The 18400-nt window shown below is 59.5% G+C and carries 17 protein-coding genes; 7 read left to right on the top strand and 10 right to left on the bottom strand.

The features are described from left to right. The first annotated feature begins 51 nt into the window (after positions 1 to 51). Positions 52 to 564, top strand: a complete 513-nt coding sequence (locus tag PSJE_RS18085) for a dihydrofolate reductase (protein WP_090451977.1) — start codon at positions 52 to 54, stop codon at positions 562 to 564. A 116-nt stretch (positions 565 to 680) separates the two neighbouring features. On the opposite strand, the gene PSJE_RS18080 is transcribed toward PSJE_RS18085, so the two are convergent. Next, entirely contained in the window at positions 681 to 2072 is a 1392-nt protein-coding gene (locus PSJE_RS18080; protein ID WP_090451975.1) for an L-cystine transporter, read from the bottom strand. 242 nt (positions 2073 to 2314) lie between these two features. Here PSJE_RS18080 and PSJE_RS18075 point away from each other — a divergent pair, with 242 nt between their 5' ends. Together PSJE_RS18075 and PSJE_RS18070 are read left to right on the top strand one after the other, a co-directional pair. Next, positions 2315 to 3370, top strand: coding sequence for an HAD family hydrolase (locus PSJE_RS18075; RefSeq protein WP_090451974.1), 1056 nt, complete (start codon positions 2315 to 2317; stop codon positions 3368 to 3370). A 538-nt stretch (positions 3371 to 3908) separates the two neighbouring features. Next, entirely contained in the window at positions 3909 to 4196 is a 288-nt protein-coding gene (locus PSJE_RS18070) for a DUF6124 family protein (RefSeq protein ID WP_057712889.1), read from the top strand. Between the two features lie 180 nt (positions 4197 to 4376). Here PSJE_RS18070 and ilvD read toward each other — a convergent pair whose 3' ends face one another. The 4 genes from ilvD to PSJE_RS18050 form a co-directional block, all read right to left on the bottom strand. Then, entirely contained in the window at positions 4377 to 6218 is a 1842-nt protein-coding gene (gene ilvD, locus PSJE_RS18065; RefSeq protein ID WP_057712890.1) for a dihydroxy-acid dehydratase, read from the bottom strand. A gap of 356 nt (positions 6219 to 6574) precedes the next feature. Next, on the bottom strand, positions 6575 to 7033 hold the full coding sequence (locus tag PSJE_RS18060) for an REP-associated tyrosine transposase (RefSeq protein WP_090451972.1): 459 nt from the start codon (positions 7031 to 7033) through the stop codon (positions 6575 to 6577). A 204-nt stretch (positions 7034 to 7237) separates the two neighbouring features. Further along, entirely contained in the window at positions 7238 to 8434 is a 1197-nt protein-coding gene (locus PSJE_RS18055) for an MFS transporter (RefSeq protein ID WP_090451970.1), read from the bottom strand. Positions 8435 to 8686: 252 nt separating this feature from the next. Next, complete coding sequence (locus tag PSJE_RS18050) at positions 8687 to 9883, bottom strand: class I SAM-dependent rRNA methyltransferase (protein WP_057398123.1); 1197 nt, start codon at positions 9881 to 9883, stop codon at positions 8687 to 8689. Between the two features lie 153 nt (positions 9884 to 10036). On the opposite strand from PSJE_RS18050, the gene PSJE_RS18045 reads away from it, so the two are divergent. Together PSJE_RS18045 and mutM are read left to right on the top strand one after the other, a co-directional pair. Next, complete coding sequence (locus PSJE_RS18045) at positions 10037 to 10906, top strand: HDOD domain-containing protein (RefSeq protein ID WP_090451968.1); 870 nt, start codon at positions 10037 to 10039, stop codon at positions 10904 to 10906. Between the two features lie 42 nt (positions 10907 to 10948). After that, positions 10949 to 11761: a bifunctional DNA-formamidopyrimidine glycosylase/DNA-(apurinic or apyrimidinic site) lyase gene (gene mutM / locus PSJE_RS18040; protein WP_057712896.1), complete on the top strand. Its 813-nt coding sequence runs from the start codon at positions 10949 to 10951 to the stop codon at positions 11759 to 11761. A gap of 135 nt (positions 11762 to 11896) precedes the next feature. Here the strand turns inward: mutM and PSJE_RS18035 are convergent, their stop codons facing one another. The 5 genes from PSJE_RS18035 to PSJE_RS18015 all read right to left on the bottom strand — a co-directional run bounded on the left by PSJE_RS18035 (position 11897) and on the right by PSJE_RS18015 (position 16655). Continuing rightward, positions 11897 to 12148, bottom strand: a complete 252-nt coding sequence (locus tag PSJE_RS18035; protein WP_003195146.1) for a YfhL family 4Fe-4S dicluster ferredoxin — start codon at positions 12146 to 12148, stop codon at positions 11897 to 11899. 171 nt (positions 12149 to 12319) lie between these two features. Next, the gene (coaD, locus tag PSJE_RS18030) at positions 12320 to 12799 is read right to left on the bottom strand and encodes a pantetheine-phosphate adenylyltransferase (RefSeq protein WP_046039203.1); all 480 of its coding nucleotides are present in this window, start codon (positions 12797 to 12799) and stop codon (positions 12320 to 12322) included. A gap of 115 nt (positions 12800 to 12914) precedes the next feature. Further along, on the bottom strand, positions 12915 to 14510 hold the full coding sequence (locus PSJE_RS18025) for a GMC family oxidoreductase (protein ID WP_090451966.1): 1596 nt from the start codon (positions 14508 to 14510) through the stop codon (positions 12915 to 12917). 140 nt (positions 14511 to 14650) lie between these two features. Beyond that, positions 14651 to 15196, bottom strand: coding sequence for a twin-arginine translocation pathway signal protein (locus tag PSJE_RS18020; protein ID WP_090451964.1), 546 nt, complete (start codon positions 15194 to 15196; stop codon positions 14651 to 14653). A gap of 28 nt (positions 15197 to 15224) precedes the next feature. Next, positions 15225 to 16655, bottom strand: coding sequence for a coniferyl aldehyde dehydrogenase (locus tag PSJE_RS18015; protein ID WP_057712899.1), 1431 nt, complete (start codon positions 16653 to 16655; stop codon positions 15225 to 15227). 145 nt (positions 16656 to 16800) lie between these two features. Between PSJE_RS18015 and PSJE_RS18010 the strand changes: the two genes are divergently transcribed. Continuing rightward, entirely contained in the window at positions 16801 to 17472 is a 672-nt protein-coding gene (locus PSJE_RS18010) for a TetR/AcrR family transcriptional regulator (protein WP_057712900.1), read from the top strand. A 32-nt stretch (positions 17473 to 17504) separates the two neighbouring features. Further along, the gene (locus PSJE_RS18005; protein WP_090451962.1) at positions 17505 to 18359 is read left to right on the top strand and encodes a sulfurtransferase; all 855 of its coding nucleotides are present in this window, start codon (positions 17505 to 17507) and stop codon (positions 18357 to 18359) included. The last annotated feature ends 41 nt before the right edge of the window (positions 18360 to 18400 follow it).

The following is an 18400-nucleotide window of genomic DNA, read 5'->3' as shown; positions in this document are numbered from 1 at the left end:
AACCGCTGTGACGCTTATCGGCGAAAGCGAGGCTCTGGTATCCTCGCCGGTATGACTAAATCACTCCCCCTCAGCCTGATCGCAGCCCTTGGTGAAAACCGTGTGATCGGCGTCGACAACAGCATGCCCTGGCACTTGCCGGGGGACTTCAAATATTTCAAGGCCACCACCCTGGGCAAGCCGATCATCATGGGGCGCAAGACCTGGGACTCACTCGGTCGTCCGTTGCCGGGCCGCTTGAACATCGTGGTCAGCCGTCAGGCGGATCTGCAGCTCGAAGGCGCGGAGGTTTATCCGTCGCTGGAAGCCGCCATCGTTCGCGCTGAAGCATGGGCGAAGGAACAGGGCGTTAATGAGCTGATGCTGATTGGTGGCGCGCAGTTGTATGCGCAAGGGCTGGCGCAGGCTGATCGGTTATACCTGACCCGAGTGGCGCTGAGCCCGGAAGGGGATGCGTGGTTTCCGGAGTTTGATTTGGGCCAGTGGAAGCTGGTTTCCAACACCGAAAATCCGGCGGTGGATGACAAGCCGGCCTACAACTTCGAAGTCTGGGAAAAGGTTTAAAAGCATCGCGAGCAAGCTCGCTCCCACAGTGTTTTGAGGTGAATCACAAATTGTGTGAACACCACAGATCCCTGTGGGAGCGAGCTTGCTCGCGATAGCGGTCTAACTGACGCTACTCAAGCCTGCGCCAACGCCGAATGCTCATCCGCATCCAGCAATTCTTTATCAGTCTGCTGCATCACCTGGCTGGTAATCGCCCCAGCCGTGATCGAACCACTCACATTCAACGCCGTACGCCCCATATCAATCAGTGGCTCGACCGAAATCAGCAACGCCACCAGTGACACCGGCAATCCCATCGCCGGCAGCACGATCAGCGCCGCAAACGTCGCGCCGCCACCCACTCCGGCCACACCGGCCGAGCTCAGCGTGACAATCGCCACCAGCGTCGCGATCCACGCTGGGTCCAGCGGGTTGATGCCTACAGTCGGCGCCACCATCACCGCCAACATCGCCGGGTACAGACCGGCACAACCGTTCTGGCCGATGGTCGCGCCGAACGAAGCGGCGAAACTGGCGATGGACTGCGGGATGCCCAAACGACTGGTCTGCGCTTCGATGCTCAACGGAATCGTCGCAGCGCTGGAGCGGCTGGTGAAGGCAAACGTCAGCACCGGCCAGATCTTGCGGAAGAAGCGCAGCGGATTGATCCCGGCGGCCGACACCAGCACGCCATGCACCACAAACATCAGGCCAAGGCCGATGTAAGACACCACGACGAAACTGCCGAGCTTGATGATGTCTTGCAGGTTGGAGCCGGCGACCACTTTGGTCATCAGTGCCAGCACGCCGTACGGGGTCAGCTTCATCACCAGACGCACCAGGCGCATCACCCAGGCTTGCAGGGTGTCGATGGCGTTGATCACTTTCTGACCTTTCTCGACATCATCCTTGAGCAGTTGTAGCGCCGCGACACCCAGGAACGCAGCGAAAATCACCACACTGATGATCGACGTCGGCTTGGCTCGCGCCAGGTCGGCGAACGGGTTTTGCGGAATGAACGACAGCAACAGCTGCGGCACATTCAGGTCGGCGACCTTGCCGGCGTAATCGGTCTGGATGGTTTGCAGGCGCGCCATTTCCTGGGTGCCGGCCACCAGGCCTTCGGCGGTCAGGCCGAACAGGTTGGTCAGGCCGATGCCGATCAACGCCGCGATGGCCGTGGTGAACAGCAGCGTGCCGATGGTCAGGAAGCTGATCTTGCCCAGCGATGAGGCGTTGTGCAGGCGGGCCACGGCGCTGAGGATCGAGGCGAACACCAGCGGGATCACGATCATTTGCAGCAATTGCACATAACCGTTGCCCACCAGATCGAACCAGCCGATCGAGGCTTTCAGCACCGGATTACCGGCACCGTAAACAGTGTGCAAGGCCACACCGAATGCCACGCCCAGCACCAGTGCGAGCAGGACTTTTTTCGCCAGGCTCCAAGTGGTGTGGCGGGTTTGCGCCAGGCCCAGGAGCAGGGCGAGGAACACCAGCAGATTGAGAATCAGCGGCAGATTCATTGGAACTCCCATTAGACTTTTGCCAGCTGCCTTCCGGGGCAGCTGCGAACCGGCAAGCCTAACAGCTTGAAAATTAATGAATTAATATCAAAAACGTATGGTGTCCGTCGTTTTTGGAATAAGCAGATGTCGCTGTCAGAAATGCAACTGGCGCGAAAGGGACGCAGGCGGTCGCTGACAGGCGGGGACTGTCACACTTATTTGTTAGCGTCGATCTCTTTCACATTCAGGGAGAAACGCCAATGAAGTTCGCACCGAAATTACTGGCTGCAGCACTTTGCCTGGGCCTTGCCGGCCAGGTTTTCGCAACGGATCTGAAACACTGGCCAGCCGACCAGGCCAAGGCACTGGACGCGATGATCGCGGCCAACGCCAACAAAGGTAACTACGCGGTGTTCGACATGGACAACACCAGTTACCGCTATGACCTCGAAGAGTCGTTGCTGCCGTTCATGGAGAACAAGGGCCTGATCACCCGCGACAAGCTCGATCCCTCCCTGAAACTGATGCCGTTCAAGGACACCGCCGACCACAAGGAAAGCCTGTTCAGCTACTACTACCGCCTCTGTGAACTCGACGACATGGTTTGCTATCCATGGGTCGCCCAGGTGTTCTCCGGCTTTACGCTCAAGGAACTCAAGGGCTACGTCGACGAGATGATGGCGTCGGGCAAACCGGTACCGGCCACTTATTACGAAGGCGACGTGGTCAAGAAACTCGACGTCAACCCGCCGAAGATCTTCACGGGCCAGCAAGAGCTGTACAACAAACTGATGGAGAACGGCATCGAGGTCTACGTGATGACCGCCGCCTCCGAAGAACTGGTGCGCATGGTCGCGGCCGACCCGAAGTACGGCTACAACGTCAAACCGCAGAACGTGATCGGCGTGTCGCTGCTGCTCAAGGACCCGAAGACTGGCGAGCTGACCACTGCGCGCAAGCAGATCACCGCCGGCAAGTATGACGAGAAGGCCAACCTCGGCCTTGAACTGACCCCGTACCTGTGGACCCCGGCGACCTGGATGGCCGGTAAGCACGCGGCAATCCTGACCTACATCGACGAGTGGAAAAAACCGGTGCTGGTCGGCGGCGATACCCCGACCAGTGATGGTTACATGTTGTTCCACAGTGTTGACGTGGCCAAGGGTGGCATCCACCTGTGGGTCAATCGCAAGGACAAATACATGACCCAGATTAACGGCATGATGGCCAAGAATGCCGCGGCCCAGGCCAAGGAAGGGATGACGGTGACTGCCGACAAGAACTGGGTGATCGTCAAGCCTGAAGAAATCCAGTAATTGTAGGAGCGAGCTTGCTCGCGATGGTCGTTAACGATGACGCGTGCTGTCTGATTTGACGCGGTGTCCTTGTGTCCATCGCGAGCAAGCTCGCTCCTACAGTTTGATCGGTGTTGTTCCCCAATCCAGTGTTCACGCAGATCCATTGTGGGAGCGAGCTTGCTCGCGATGAGGCCAGTCGGTGCAATGAAAGCCTCCGTTTGATCGACATCTCCTGACAGTCGCAACCTACGCATTCTTGCGTAAGGGACTACGACTACGCCAGAATCCGCCGGCTTGTGCGCCTTACTCCCGGACTCTACCGTCTACCTGTCGCTGAACATCAGTGATCGGGTTTGGTAGCCTGGCTGTGTAGGGTGCAAAGCATCATGATTTGCAGACGTTCTTGCGTCTCTGCTTTTTATGGTGGTCATGCACAGGGCGCTTTCGGGCGCGCCGGTTTCCTTACACCCCGGTCTACCAACCTGCGCATGGCCGCCACCTTCGTTTGGTAGCGAGGGTGATGGCTCCTTGTCTTATGGTGTAAGGAGTTTTATCAATGCTGAAAATTACCCCCGATCCTCCCGAATCAAACAACCTCTCCGCCCACATCAACGCCACCCCGCGCAAACCCAGCCGAACATTCCTGATCGCGCCCGGCCTCGACACCGAAACCCTGTTGGCCCACGCCTGCGAATCACTCGCCTCGGCCAATGTCATGGCCAACGATTTCGCCGGCCTGCTGGAAGGCTCCCAACGCAGCACGATGCTGGGGATTGCGCAGGTCATCATGCTGGGCGAGCTGGCGGTGAATCAGGCTCTCGATAATCTCGATCCGCAGGAATAGTTCTGCCCTTGTAGGAGCGAGCCTGCTCGCGATGGTCGTTAACGATAACGTTGGAAACCTGACACCCAGCGGCGTTCTCCAGTCCATCGCGAGCAGGCTCGCTCCTACAGGTGAAAGGTGACCGGCAGAAACAAAAATGCCCCGCACTTGGCGGGGCATTTTTTGTCCGACGCTTAAGCCTTACAGCCCGTCGAGCATCGCCTTGTTACGCACAGCACCCTTGTCGGCACTGGTCGCCAGCAGGGCGTAGGCTTTCAACGCAGTGGTCACTTTACGTGGACGCACTTCCACCGGTTTCCAGCCTTTCTTGTCCTGCTCCACTCGGCGTGCGGCCAGCTCTTCGTCGCTGACCAACAGGTTGATCGAGCGGTTCGGAATGTCGATCAGCACTTTGTCGCCGTCCTGTACCAGGCCAATCGCGCCGCCGGCAGCCGCTTCAGGCGAAGCGTGGCCGATGGACAGGCCCGAGGTGCCGCCGGAGAAACGGCCGTCGGTGAGCAGGGCGCAGGCTTTGCCCAGGCCTTTGGATTTCAGGTACGAAGTCGGGTAGAGCATTTCCTGCATGCCCGGGCCGCCTTTCGGGCCTTCGTAGCGAATGATGACGATGTCGCCTTCTTTCACTTCGTCGGCGAGGATGCCGCGTACGGCGCTGTCCTGGCTTTCGAAGATCTTCGCGTTGCCTTCGAACACGTGGATCGATTCGTCGACGCCAGCGGTTTTCACCACGCAGCCATCCAGAGCGATGTTGCCGTAGAGCACGGCCAGGCCGCCTTCTTGCGAGTAAGCGTGCTCGACACTGCGGATGCAGCCGTTTTCACGGTCGTCGTCCAGGGTTTCCCAACGGGTCGACTGGCTGAACGCGGTTTGCGTCGGGATGCCCGCCGGACCGGCCTTGAAGAAGTGGTGCACGGCTTCGTCGTTGGTCTGGGTGATGTCCCACTTGGCGATGGCTTCTTCCATGCTGCGGCTGTGCACGGTCGGCAGCTGGGTGTGCAGCAAACCGCCACGGGCCAGCGAACCGAGGATGCTGAAGATCCCGCCGGCACGGTGCACGTCTTCCATGTGGTACTTCTGGATGTTCGGCGCGACCTTGCACAGTTGTGGCACGTTGCGAGAAAGACGGTCGATGTCGCGCAGGTCGAAATCGATCTCGGCTTCCTGGGCGGCAGCCAGCAAGTGCAGGATGGTGTTGGTGGAACCGCCCATGGCGATGTCCAGGGTCATGGCGTTTTCGAACGCCTGGAAGTTGGCGATGTTGCGCGGCAGTACCGACTGGTCGTTCTCGCCGTAGTAACGCTTGCACAGCTCGACGATGGTGCGGCCGGCCTGCAGGAACAGCTGCTCACGGTCGCTGTGGGTGGCCAGGGTCGAACCGTTGCCCGGCAATGCCAGACCCAGCGCTTCGACCAGGCAGTTCATCGAGTTGGCGGTGAACATGCCGGAGCACGAACCGCAGGTCGGGCAGGCGCTACGCTCGTACTCGGCGACTTTCTCGTCAGAAGCGCTGGAGTCGGCGGCGATCACCATGGCGTCGACCAGGTCGAGGCCGTGGGAAGCGAGTTTGGTCTTGCCGGCTTCCATCGGGCCGCCGGAGACGAAGATCACCGGGATGTTCAGGCGCAGTGACGCCATCAGCATGCCAGGGGTGATCTTGTCGCAGTTGGAGATGCACACGATGGCGTCGGCGCAGTGGGCGTTGACCATGTACTCGACGGAGTCGGCGATGATCTCGCGACTCGGCAGCGAATACAGCATGCCGTCGTGGCCCATGGCGATGCCGTCGTCCACGGCGATGGTGTTGAATTCTTTTGCAACACCGCCAGCGCGTTCGATCTCGCGGGCGACCAGTTGGCCCAGGTCCTTGAGGTGGACGTGGCCCGGTACGAACTGGGTGAAGGAGTTGGCAATGGCGATGATCGGCTTCTTGAAGTCGTCATCTTTCATCCCCGTGGCGCGCCACAGAGCGCGGGCGCCGGCCATGTTGCGGCCGTGGGTGGATGTTTTCGAGCGGTAATCAGGCATGAAGCACTCCGGGCGGCTAATCAGGTATCAAAAGGGAAGTGAGCTTCTATTGACGTCTGGAACACTCAGAAATGGCCGCGTGTCCGGAAGTTGCCGATAACTTTGCGGGATCGCCGCGCGCTTCAGCTTGAGCTCATAAACCCGCCGGGGATGACTGGCGATGAATGTTCGCGATTCTACACGGCTGGCGGCTGGAGGGAATGGCTGCAAGCATTCACAAGACGTTCGGCGACCACCCCTGTAGGAGCGAGCTTGCTCGCGATGAACCCGAGAACGCCGCGGGGTGCCAGGCTTCCCGCGTCATCGTTGACCACCATCGCGAGCGAGCTCGCTCCTACAAGGGTTTGCGTTGTGCATCAGAGCCACATGGCATCCCACAGCGGGTAGTCTCCAACCCGAGTCACAAGCCCGGCCCGCAAAGGGTTGGCGATGATGTATCGGGCTGCTGCTTTCAAATCTTCTTCGCGACGCAAGGCCCGGTCGAAGTAACCCTTTTGCCATAGCGTTTCGTGGCGACCTCTTTGCTGGTTGATGGCGCGAGCACTTCTGGATTTAGCCGCCTGCATCAGTTTCGGCAAATCACCGTTGTGCAATTCAACCAGCCAATGAAAGTGATCCGGCATGACCACCCAGGCTATAGAGGTGGCATTGCCGGCTTCATGAGCTCTTCTGAATTCGTTCACTACCAAACGTCCAACGTACAAATCATTGAAGAACGGTTGCCGTTCATGGGTGACTGCGGTCAGGAGATAGACGCGACCGGATTCCGAGCGGCGACCAGTACGTAAACGGTTAGCTTGCGGCGTGTTGGACATTCCGTTGTCCTCTTCTGTGGTTAGAAGAGAAACGGTAGGCGCGGGATGGGAGGTTGCCGCTTCGACTGTGGGTCAGGATGTGTCGTGCACTGTAGGAGCGAGCTCGCTCGCGATGAACCCGAGAACACCACGGGGTGCCAGGTATCCCGCGTTATCGTTGACGACCATCACGAGCAACCAAGCGTCGACAGGCTGTTCCTGCAGTCAGTGCCCTATCCTGGCATTCGTCAGCAACCCCAAAAGGCTGAAGGCGATGAAGCTAACCGCGATGGTCATCAGCAAATTGTCCCCGTTTTGTGCGAGCGCAGCGCTGCTGAGCGCGGCGGTGATGAACATAATGCTATTGCCCGCAGAGGCTGCCGTTCCAGCGCTGTTTGAGAACAGCAACATCGCTGCGGAAATAGCGGCAGGTCGCACCAGGGTGACTGCCAGGGCACTGATCAGCATCGGTATAAGCAGGGTGATAGTTGTCATCGCTTCATAACGGACAATCAATGCTAACAACACACCGGCGACACCCAGCAATCCAAGCCCGGTGTTGATTTGCAGCGTGAGGGAGATATGTTTCTGCACGGCGCTGGCAACTATCCCGCCAAGGAAATAGGCCAACCCATACACCATAAGCACCAGCGCGTACTGGTATTCGGATAACTTGAACTCATCCATGAAAATCAGCGGCGTCACGCTGATCAATGCGAAATAACAAGCAAACACTAATGCGGCAATCCACCAGTAGCGGATGAAGTCTCGATTTCCAACAATGGATTTCAGCGTGCGTAGAACGGAAACAGGTGCTCTTTGATGGCTGACTGCTTTAGAGGGCAGTATTGCTTGGGCATGGATAAACATGCCGAGCGCCGTGAGTGCAAAACCATAAAAGCTTCCCTGCCAATCGAACGTGGTTTGCAACCATGATCCCAATAGCGGCGACAGTGCCACAAAGGAGCCGCTCAGTGTCATGTAGTAAATTCGCACTCGGGCCCGATCCTGCTCTTCGAACAAGTCTTCCACCAGTGCATGACCCAGCACAAAGAAACCACATCCGATTGCCTGGATGGCGCGAAATAGCAGGAAGCCCGGATAGTCCGTAGCCAGCACGCACCCTATCGAGCCAAGCGTAGAAACAACGATGCAACCAAGAAGAACTTTCTTACGCCCCCACTTATCTGAGAGCGGGCCGGTTATTAATTGAGAAATCGCAAAAACCAGCGTGAACAGGCTTGTGGACAGGGCGATTTCTGCGGTTGAAGTGTTGAATTCCTCGGCCAAGGCAGGAAAAGAAGGCAGGAGGATATTCAGCGGGAAAAAACTGATTAACGAAATATTGGTAATGAGGATAAAGCGGGAGGCCCGTTGGCGTTTCAGGTCGTCACTTAGAGCTGGGTAAGAGGACTCAGACATTGTTTTTGTTTTCCGGAGTGATCAAGCGGTCATGCTTGAAACCAGAAACCGATACTAGTCTGGGGCGCAGGGAATACAATCAAAAGCGCTGTAGGGAGTTTCCCGTTTTGATGCGGGATTATCCCGAAGGAAATAACCCCGTAGGAGCGAGCTTGCTCGCGATGAACCCGAGAACGCCGCGGGGCATCAGGTTCCCCGCGTAATCGTTGACGACCATCGCGAGCAAGCTCGCTCCTACAGTGGTCTGGGTTGTTAGCTGTTTGGCAGCAACCGGCAGGTAATGCTCTTGATGTAGCGGGTTTCCGGGATGGCCGGATGCACCGGATGATCCGGACCCTGGCCGCCGCGTTCCAGCATCTGGATATTGCGATCCAGGTGACGGGCGCTGGTCAGCAGGATGTTCTGCAGGTCGTCTTCCGGCAGGTGCATCGAGCAGGATGCGCTGAACAGGATGCCGTCCTTGGTCAGCAGGCGCATGGCTTGTTCGTTCAGGCGACGGTAGGCGCCTTCGCCGTTCTTCATGTCTTTCTTGCGTTTGATGAACGCCGGCGGGTCGGCCACGATCACGTCGAAGCGTTCTTCGCTGGCTTTCAGCTCTTTGAGGGCTTCGAACACGTCGCCTTCGATGCAGGTCATTTTCTCGGCGAAGCCGTTCAGCGCGGCGTTGCGCTCGACGCCGTCGAGGGCGAAGGCCGATGCGTCGACGCAGAACACTTCACTGGCGCCGAATGCGGCAGCCTGCACGCCCCAACCGCCGATGTAGCTGTAGAGGTCCAGTACGCGCTTGCCCTTGGCATAAGGCGCCAGGCGTGCGCGGTTCATGCGGTGGTCGTAGAACCAGCCGGTTTTTTGACCCTGGATGACCGGGGCTTCGAACTTCACGCCGTTCTCTTCAAGGGCAACCCACTCCGGCACCAGGCCGAACACGGTTTCGACGTAGCGGTTGAGGCCTTCGGCGTCACGGGCAGCGGAGTCGTTTTTGAACAGAATGCCGCTTGGCTTGAGCACTTGGGTCAGCGCCGCGATCACGTCGTCTTTATGGGCTTCCATGGTCGCCGATGCGATCTGCACCACCAGGATGTCGCCGAAACGGTCGACCACCAGGCCTGGCAACAGGTCGGAGTCGCCGTAGACCAGGCGATAGAACGGCTTGTCGAACAGGCGCTCGCGCAGGGACAGGGCCACGTTCAGGCGGTGCACCAGCAGCGATTTGTCCAGCGGCAGCTTGATGTCGCGCGACAGCAAACGGGCGCAGATCAGGTTGTTCGGGCTCATGGCGACGATGCCCAGCGGCTTGCCGCCGGCGGCTTCGAGGATCGCCTGGTCGCCGGCCTTGAAACCGTGCAAAGGCGTAGCGGCTACATCGATTTCGTTGCTGTAGACCCACAAGTGACCGTTGCGCAGACGACGGTCGGCGTTGGCTTTGAGGCGCAGGCTAGGCAGGGACATGTCGTCGCTCCGGAAAAAAGAGCGGGAGTATAGCGTGTTGAGGCCCCGGATTGGCCTGCAAGTGGACATGTGGCGAGGGTTGTCTTGCGATTTGGTATGTCGGATCCAACTTCATAAAGGTTAGAATCGCCGTCTGACCCAGAGTGTGCACACATGTCCCAAGAGCTGACTTCCGAACAGATCCAACAAGCCCTGCAGGGCATCAGCGTACCGGCCCAGCCGCAAATCATGGTGGATTTGCAGATGGAGCAGTACATGCCCGACCCGGATCTGGAAGTCATCGCCAAGCTGATCTCCCAGGATCCGGGCCTTTCCGGTTCCTTGCTGAAAATCGTCAATTCGCCGTATTACGGCCTGAGCAACAAGATTGCCTCGATCCAGCGTGCGGTGAATCTGCTGGGCAGCCGCTCGGTCATCAACCTGATCAATGCACAGTCGATCAAGGGCGAGATGAATGACGACACCATCGTCACCCTGAACCGTTTCTGGGACACCGCTCAGGACGTGGCCATGACCTGTCTGACCCTGGCCAAGCGCATCGGCGTTGAAAATGGCGACGAAGCGTACGCCCTGGGTTTGTTCCACGACTGCGGCGTGCCCTTGATGCTCCAGCGTTTCCCCGACTACATGGGCGTTCTGGAGCAGGCCTATGCCAACGCCAGCGCCGAATGCCGGGTGGTGGATACGGAGAATCAGGTGTTCAATACCAATCACTCGGTGGTCGGGTATTACACGGCCAAGTCCTGGCGTCTGCCGGAACATGTGAGTGCTGCGATCGCCAATCACCACAATGCCCTGGCGATATTCAGCGATGAATCTTCGCGCAACAGTTCGTTGAAGAATCTGTTGGCGATCCTGAAGATGGCCGAGCATATTTGCGCGTCGTACCGGGTGCTGGGCAATCAGGCCGAAGATCATGAGTGGAACAGCATCGCGCCGCTGGTGCTCGATTATGTCGGCCTCTCGGACTACGACTTCGAGACCCTCAAACAGACGATCCGCGACCTCGGCACTCATCGCTGAGTGTCGGAACCTTCCAGGCCATGCGCCTGATCCGAGAGCACCATGCCTGAATTGCCAGAAGTCGAAACCACCCGTCGCGGTATCGCGCCGTTCCTGGAAGGCCAGCGGGTCAGCCGGGTGATCGTGCGTGAACGCCGCTTGCGCTGGCCAATTCCCGAGGACCTTGATGTGCGGTTGTCCGGGCAGCGCATCGTACTGGTGGAGCGGCGCGCCAAATACCTGCTGATCAATGCCGAAGTCGGCACCTTGATCAGCCATTTGGGCATGTCAGGCAATTTGCGTCTGGTGGAGGCCGGGCTGCCGGCGGCCAAGCATGAGCATGTGGACATCGAACTGGAGTCGGGCCTGGCCCTGCGTTACACCGACCCACGGCGCTTCGGTGCAATGCTCTGGAGCCTCGACCCGCTCAATCACGAATTGCTGATCCGCCTGGGGCCGGAACCACTGACCGACCTGTTCGACGGCGAGCGCCTGTTCCAGCTGTCCCGTGGACGTTCGATGGCGGTCAAGCCGTTCATCATGGATAACGCGGTAGTGGTGGGCGTCGGCAATATCTACGCGACCGAAGCGTTGTTCGCTGCCGGGATCGACCCGCGCCGCGAAGCCAAGAGCATTTCCCGTGCGCGTTACTTGAAGCTGGCCATCGAGATCAAGCGCATCCTGGCGGCCGCCATCGAGCGCGGCGGTACCACGCTGCGGGACTTTATCGGTGGCGACGGTCAGCCTGGTTATTTCCAGCAGGAACTGTTCGTGTACGGCCGTGGTGGTGAGCACTGCAAGGTCTGTGGCACGGGCCTTCGGGAAGTGAAACTCGGGCAGCGTGCCAGCGTTTTTTGCCCGCGCTGCCAGAGCTGACAGTCAGTCAGATTTTCAGTGAGGCTGATGACGTCATCGCGAGCAAGCTCGCTCCCACAGGGGGTTTGTGAACGATGCAATTCCAGTGTGGGAGCGAGCTTGCTCGCGATGAGGCCCGAAAGAGCACTGCATCATTCAAGCCTTGCCGGTAATTTTCCGGTACTTCTCCATCAACTGTTCTTCAGTCTCCGGATGAGCTTCGTCCAGTGGAATGCAATCCACCGGGCAGACTTGCTGGCACTGCGGTTCGTCGTAGTGGCCGACACACTGGGTGCACAGGTTCGGGTCGATCACGTAGATCTCTTCGCCTTGGGAAATGGCGGCGTTCGGGCACTCGGGTTCGCAGACGTCGCAGTTGATGCAATCGTCGGTGATGATCAGGGACATGCTAACTCCAGCCGGGGCGGCAGGCCCGGGCGCAATAAACCAATGCGTCTAATTGTGCCGCATTGGCGCTGTGGGAGCGAGCTTGCTCGCGAAAAACCTGAGAACGCCGCGGGGTGTCAGGTTTCCCGCGTTATCGTTGACGTCCATCGCGAGCAGGCTCGCTCCTACAGTTTACTTCTTGAAGCGTTCGGTCAGTGCGTCCGCCACCACAGGGTGAACGAACTTGGTGATATCGCCGCCCAGGGCTGCGATTTCACGGACCAGCGTCGAGGAAATGAACGAATAACGCTCGGACGGGGTCAGGAACAGGCTTTCCACGTCCGGCGCCAACTGGCGGTTCATGTTGGCCAGCTGGAATTCGTATTCGAAGTCCGACACCGCGCGCAAACCACGCAGGAACACGTTGGCATTCTTCTCTTTGGCAAAGTGCGCCAGCAGCGTCGAGAAGCCGACGACTTCAACGTTCGGCAGATGTTTAGTCACCTCGCGCGCCAGTTCTACCCGTTGTTCCAGAGGAAACAGCGGGTTTTTCTTCGGGCTCGCGGCGACGGCGATGATCACGTGATCGAACAGGCGCGAGGCGCGTTCGACCAGATCGCCATGGCCCTTGGTAATAGGGTCGAAGGTACCTGGGTACAACACTCGGTTCATCGCGTCGTCCTGGCGGGAATCCGTTGGGGAGTCGGATGGTATCGCAGCCTTCCCGGTCGGCCAAGTCGCCTGTTGGGTAAGAAAGCACTATAGACGATGGGAATTATCGTCATTTTCATGGGTTTTTTAAACGCATCGCCAGGGATGTCGCCAGTTGCGCCGTCAGTCCGTAGACCGACAGCTGCGGATTGGCGCCAATGCTGGTGGGGAACAGCGAGCCGTCGTGGATCGACAGATTGCCCAGTTGATGATGCCGGCCGAGGCTGTCGGTCACTGCGATTGTCGGGTCTTCACCCATGGCGCAACCGCCCATCACATGGGCGCTGCCCAGGCGTGTGCGATACAACTCCAGGCTCAGGCCGTCGATCAGCGAGCGCGCTTCGGCGAGGGTCTTAACGTAGCGGGCGTCGGCGTGCATCGGCATCACGGCCTTGGCGCCACCGGCAAACTGGATCTCGGCCATGGTATGGAACGCCCGGCGCAATCCATCCCAGGCGTAGGGTGATAGCTGATAGTCCAGCACCGGCGTGTCATCGCTGCGCAATTCGACGCTGCCACCGGGACTGTCCGGGTGAAAACCGTCCCGCAGCAACGCCAGCATGGCGTGGGTATGGGCCAGATTGGCCATGTGTTGCGAGTTTTCCTGACCGAAACCACCGAGCAATGTCGTGGCCAGCGCCGGGTGCAGAGGCGGGACTTCCAGTTTGTAGGACATTTTGCCCGTGGTGCCGTCCTGCCATTGGAAATGGTCGGAATAGATCGACTGCGGCGCGCCGTAGAAGGGGTTGACCACTTCGTCGAACAACGCGGCGGACATGTTTACCGGGTGCAGGAATGTGCGTTTGCCCAGGCGCTTGTGCGGGTCGGGTGCCCCGGAACGCATCAGCAAGGCCGGGCTGTTGATGCCGCCACCGGCCAGCACGAAATGCCGCGCCTTGACCGTGATGGTGCGTCCGGTCGGTGCGACGCAGCGTTCATCCATCGCCGAACATTGCAGGCCGGTGACCTTGTCGCCGCTGATCGTGAGTTTTTCGGCGCGGGCCAGGTAAAGCAGCTCACCGCCTTTTTCCAGTGTCGCCGGAATGGTGGTGACCATCATCGATTGCTTGGCGTTGGTCGGGCAGCCCATGCCGCAGTATCCGAGGTTCCAGCAGCCGCGAACGTTGCGCGGGATGACGTGCCATGAGTAATTCAGTGCTTCGCAGCCCTTGCGGATCACATCGTTGTTGGCGTTGGGCGGCACCATCCACGGCGCGACGCCCAGGCGTTGCTCCATTTTCTCGAACCACGGCGCCATTTCCGCCGGGCTGTGGCCCTTGACGTTGTGCTCTTTGGCCCAGTGTTCCAGGGTCGGCTCCGGGGTGCGGAAACTTGAGGTCCAGTTGATCAGCGTGGTACCGCCCACCGCCCGGCCCTGGAGGATGGTGATCGCGCCGTCCTTGCTCATGCGGCCAATGCCTTCCTGATAAAGGTTGGCGTAGGCCTCATCTTCGAGCAGCTTGAAGTCGCTGCTGGTCTTGAGAGGGCCTTCCTCGATCAGCAATACCTTGTAGCCGGCTGCGCTGAGGATTTCGGCGGTGGTGCCGCCGCCGGCACCGCTGCCGATGATCGCCACGTCCGCTTCGAGTGTAAGGTCCTGGGTCAGTTGCGAGCCGTTGTAGGTTTTCCAGCCTCGGGCCATGCCTTCGCGGAACGGATCGGGTACGGGCATTTTCGGATTCTCTTTTTATTGTTGGAGTAGGCGGTGAAGCGGCTGACGCTATCGCGAGCAAGCTCGCTCCCACAGGGGACCTCCAGTGTTCACACGGTCAGTGTGGGAGCGAGCTTGCTCGCGATGGAGGCGACTCGGTATCAGACGGTTGGCGGCCCGGGATACCCGCAATGCGCCCACGATTCCTTGCGGCCGTACCAGGCCATCATCACCAGTTGCAGCAAGGAGCTGTGGCCCATGCGCAACAGGCTCAACGAGCTGTTTTCCCAGCGATCGAGAAAAGCTCGGATGTCGTTGGCACTGGCGTTTTCCCAGCTGCCCCAGATCCCGGTCAGCGGTCCGCGGGTCACGGCCATTCCCAGCACATCGAACAGTTGTTGAGTCAGCTTGAGCATTTCCGGCGACAGGTGGGCCAGGCTGTAATCCAGGCTTTTCAGCGTGCCACCGACAGCCTCGGGCATCCGTTCTGCGGTCACGGCACCTTCGAGCATGACCGGGATCAACGCCCGCAAAAACAGCAGGTCGCCGCTGCGTAACGTGACGAAGCCATTGGCCGGGACGCTCGACGAACAGCCGCTGAGGCTGGCTCCGAGTCCGGCGGTGGCGAGGAAAGCTGTGGCGCCGAGGCTGAATTTAAGCAACCCGCGCCGTGACAGCGCGGGTGTATCGGACAGGCTGGGGGTCATTATTGTTATTACCCGACGGTGATTATCGTTAGCGGATGAACAGTTTCTGGATCAGCTTCTGAATCGACTTGCCGTACGGCGGATAGATCAACTTCGCGGCGTTGAACCGTTGTTTGATCAACACGCCCTTGGCTTTGCTGAAGGTCAGGAACCCTTCATGTCCGTGATAGTGGCCCATGCCCGAGGCACCAATGCCACCAAACGGCATGTCGTCCTGGGCGACGTGCAGCAGGGTGTCGTTCAGGCACACGCCGCCGGAATGGGTTTCGTGCAGCACGCGCTGTTGTTCGCGCTTGTCGTAGCCGAAGTAATACAGCGCCAGTGGGCGAGGGCGCTGGTTGATGTAGGCAAATGCCTGCTCCAGATCCTTGTACGGCACGATCGGCAGCAGCGGCCCGAAGATTTCGTCCTGCATCACCGTCATCTCGTCCGTGACATTGAGCAGCAGGCTATGGCTCATGCGGCGGCCCTGGCCCTGGTCGAACAGCGGCATCAGCAGCGCACCCTTGCTGGTGGCGTCACTGACGTAACCGTTGAGACGCGCCAGTTGTCGCTCATTGATGATCGCGGTGTAGTCCGGGTTGTCGGCCAGCGTCGGATAAAACCCACGGACGGCTGTGCGATAGGCCTCGACGAAACCTCCGACGCGATTCTCCGGCACCAGCACGTAGTCCGGGGCCACGCAGGTCTGGCCGGCATTCAGGGTCTTGCCGAAGGCGATGCGCTCGGCGGCGTCCTTGAGCGGCACATCCCGGGAAACGATGGCCGGGGATTTGCCGCCCAGTTCCAGGGTCACCGGGGTCAGGTTTTCCGCGGCGGCGCGCATGACGTGTTTGCCGATGCTGGTGGCGCCAGTGAACAGCAGGTGATCGAACGGCAGGCGTGAAAACGCCACGCCCATATCAGCCTCGCCCAGGACCACGCAAACCAGGTCTTCGGGGAAGATTCGCGCCAGCAGTTGCTTCATCAGCAAGCCGGTCGCGGGGGTCGACTCACTGAGCTTGAGCATCACCCGATTGCCCGCCGACAGCGCGCCGACCAACGGACCGATGGCCAAATACAACGGGTAGTTCCACGGCACGATGACCCCGACCACGCCCAGCGGTTGGTAAACCACTTTGGCCGAAGCCGGCTGGAAAGCGGCGCCCACCTTGCGTCGCGAGGCTCGCATCCAGCCCTTGAGGTGTTTGCTGGCGTAATGGATGCCGTGCAGGCTGGGCATCAGTTCCGCGAGCAGGGTTTCATCGGCGCTGCGATGGCTGAAGTCCTGGCTGATCGCATCGATCAGGGCCTGGCGTTCATTGTTCAACAAATCCTTTAGCGCCTTGAGCCATTGCTGGCGCTGCGCGGCCGGTGGCATCGGGTTGGCGGCGTACGCGGCACGCTGGGCGTCGAACAGGGCCTGAAGCTCTTCCAGCGGCTGCTGTAGGTTCTGCAGGTAGGAAATTTCAGCAGTCATGGTCGGCTCCGGATTTATTGTAATGAAGCACTTTTTAGAGTCTATGCTCTAAAAAGTCAAATGACATCCTGGAACAGCTTTGTTTTATCCGCTCGCGGATAGATCTAAGATGCCCGTCAACGCACTCTGAATTAAAGCTCAAGCCATGGCCCCACGGATCAAAACCAGCGAGCGCATCGTGCAGAACAGCCTGGAGCTGTTCAACCAGCAGGGCGAGCGCAGCATCAGCACCAACCACATCGCTGCCCATATGGAAATTTCCCCGGGCAACCTGTACTACCACTTCCCGAACAAGCAGGCGATCATCGCGGTGCTGTTCAGCGAGTACGAAAGCCTGGTGGACAGCTTCCTGCGCCCGCCCCAGGGCCGTGCCGCAACGGTGGAAGACAAACGCTTCTACCTCAAGGAGCTGCTGTCGGCGATGTGGCGCTACCGGTTTCTGCATCGCGATCTCGAACATTTGCTCGACAGCGATCCGGACCTGGCCGACCGCTATCGACGTTTCTCCCAGCGCTGCCTGATACAGGGGGGGGCGATCTACGAAGGTTTCGTCGCCGCCGGCATCCTGAAGATGGACAAGGTGCAGATCGAATCCTTGACGCTCAATGCCTGGATCATCCTCACGTCCTGGGTGCGCTTCCTGTGCACCACGCGGGAGAACTCCAGCCACTTGAGCGAGCAGGCCATTAAACGCGGGGTGTATCAGGTGCTGGTGCTGGAGGCCGGGTTCGTTACGGACCAGGCCCGCGATGCGGTCAGCGCCTTGTTCGAAGAGTTTTACGTGCCCCTGGCCCAGGCACTGGAAGAAGTACAGTAGGATCAAGGCCGAGTTAATCACAGGAGCCCGCTATGCCCATTGCGCAACTGATCAGCCCGCAAGCACTGGACCTGAAAAAGGACCAGCCGGGGCTGGTGATTCTGGATTGTCGTTTTGCCCTCGAAGACCCGGATTACGGTCAGCGCAGCTATGCCGAAGGGCACATCGCCGGTTCGAGCTATGCCGACCTCGAGCGTGACCTGAGTGGCGCCGTGGTCAAGGGCGTGACCGGGCGTCATCCGTTACCCGAGCCGGCGCAACTGATCGAACGCCTGCAAGCCTTCGGCATCAATGCCGATAGCGAAGTGGTTCTGTATGACGACGGTCCGGGGGCCTATGCGGCGCGGGCCTGGTGGTTGCTGGCATGGTTGGGCAAGCGCGACGGTGTGTTCATCCTTGATGGCGGTCTGAAGGCCTGGCACGCGGCCGGTTTGCCGCTGAGCCTGGATGCGCCGGCGATTCCCTGTGGTTCCTTCACCGGCAGTCCTGATACGGCGTTGCTGATCAGTGCCGAGCAGCTGCAAAAGCGCCTTGCACGGCCGGAACTGACCCTGCTCGATGCCCGCGCACTGCCGCGCTTCAAGGGTGAGGTGGAACCGATCGATCCGATTGCCGGGCACATCCCAGGTGCCCAGTGTGCTGCGTTTACCGAGAACCTGGGCAGTGACGGGCGCTTCCTGCCGGCCGATCAGCTCAAGCAGCGTTTCGCCGCGAAACTGGGCGATCGTTCGCCAAATGATCTGGTGGCGTACTGCGGTTCCGGCGTGACGGCGTGCCACAACCTGTTTGCGTTGTGTCTGGCCGGTTATCCGTTGGGTTCGTTGTATGCCGGGTCGTGGAGCGAGTGGATCAACGAGCCTGCGCGGGGCATCGCCACCGGCGAATGAACGCCACGAAACCTTGTGGGAGCGAGCTTGCTCGCGATGGG

The organism is Pseudomonas jessenii (genome assembly GCF_002236115.1).
Taxonomy (GTDB): Bacteria; Pseudomonadota; Gammaproteobacteria; order Pseudomonadales; family Pseudomonadaceae; genus Aquipseudomonas; species Aquipseudomonas jessenii.
This window is presented reverse-complemented; position numbering and strand designations above follow the sequence as displayed.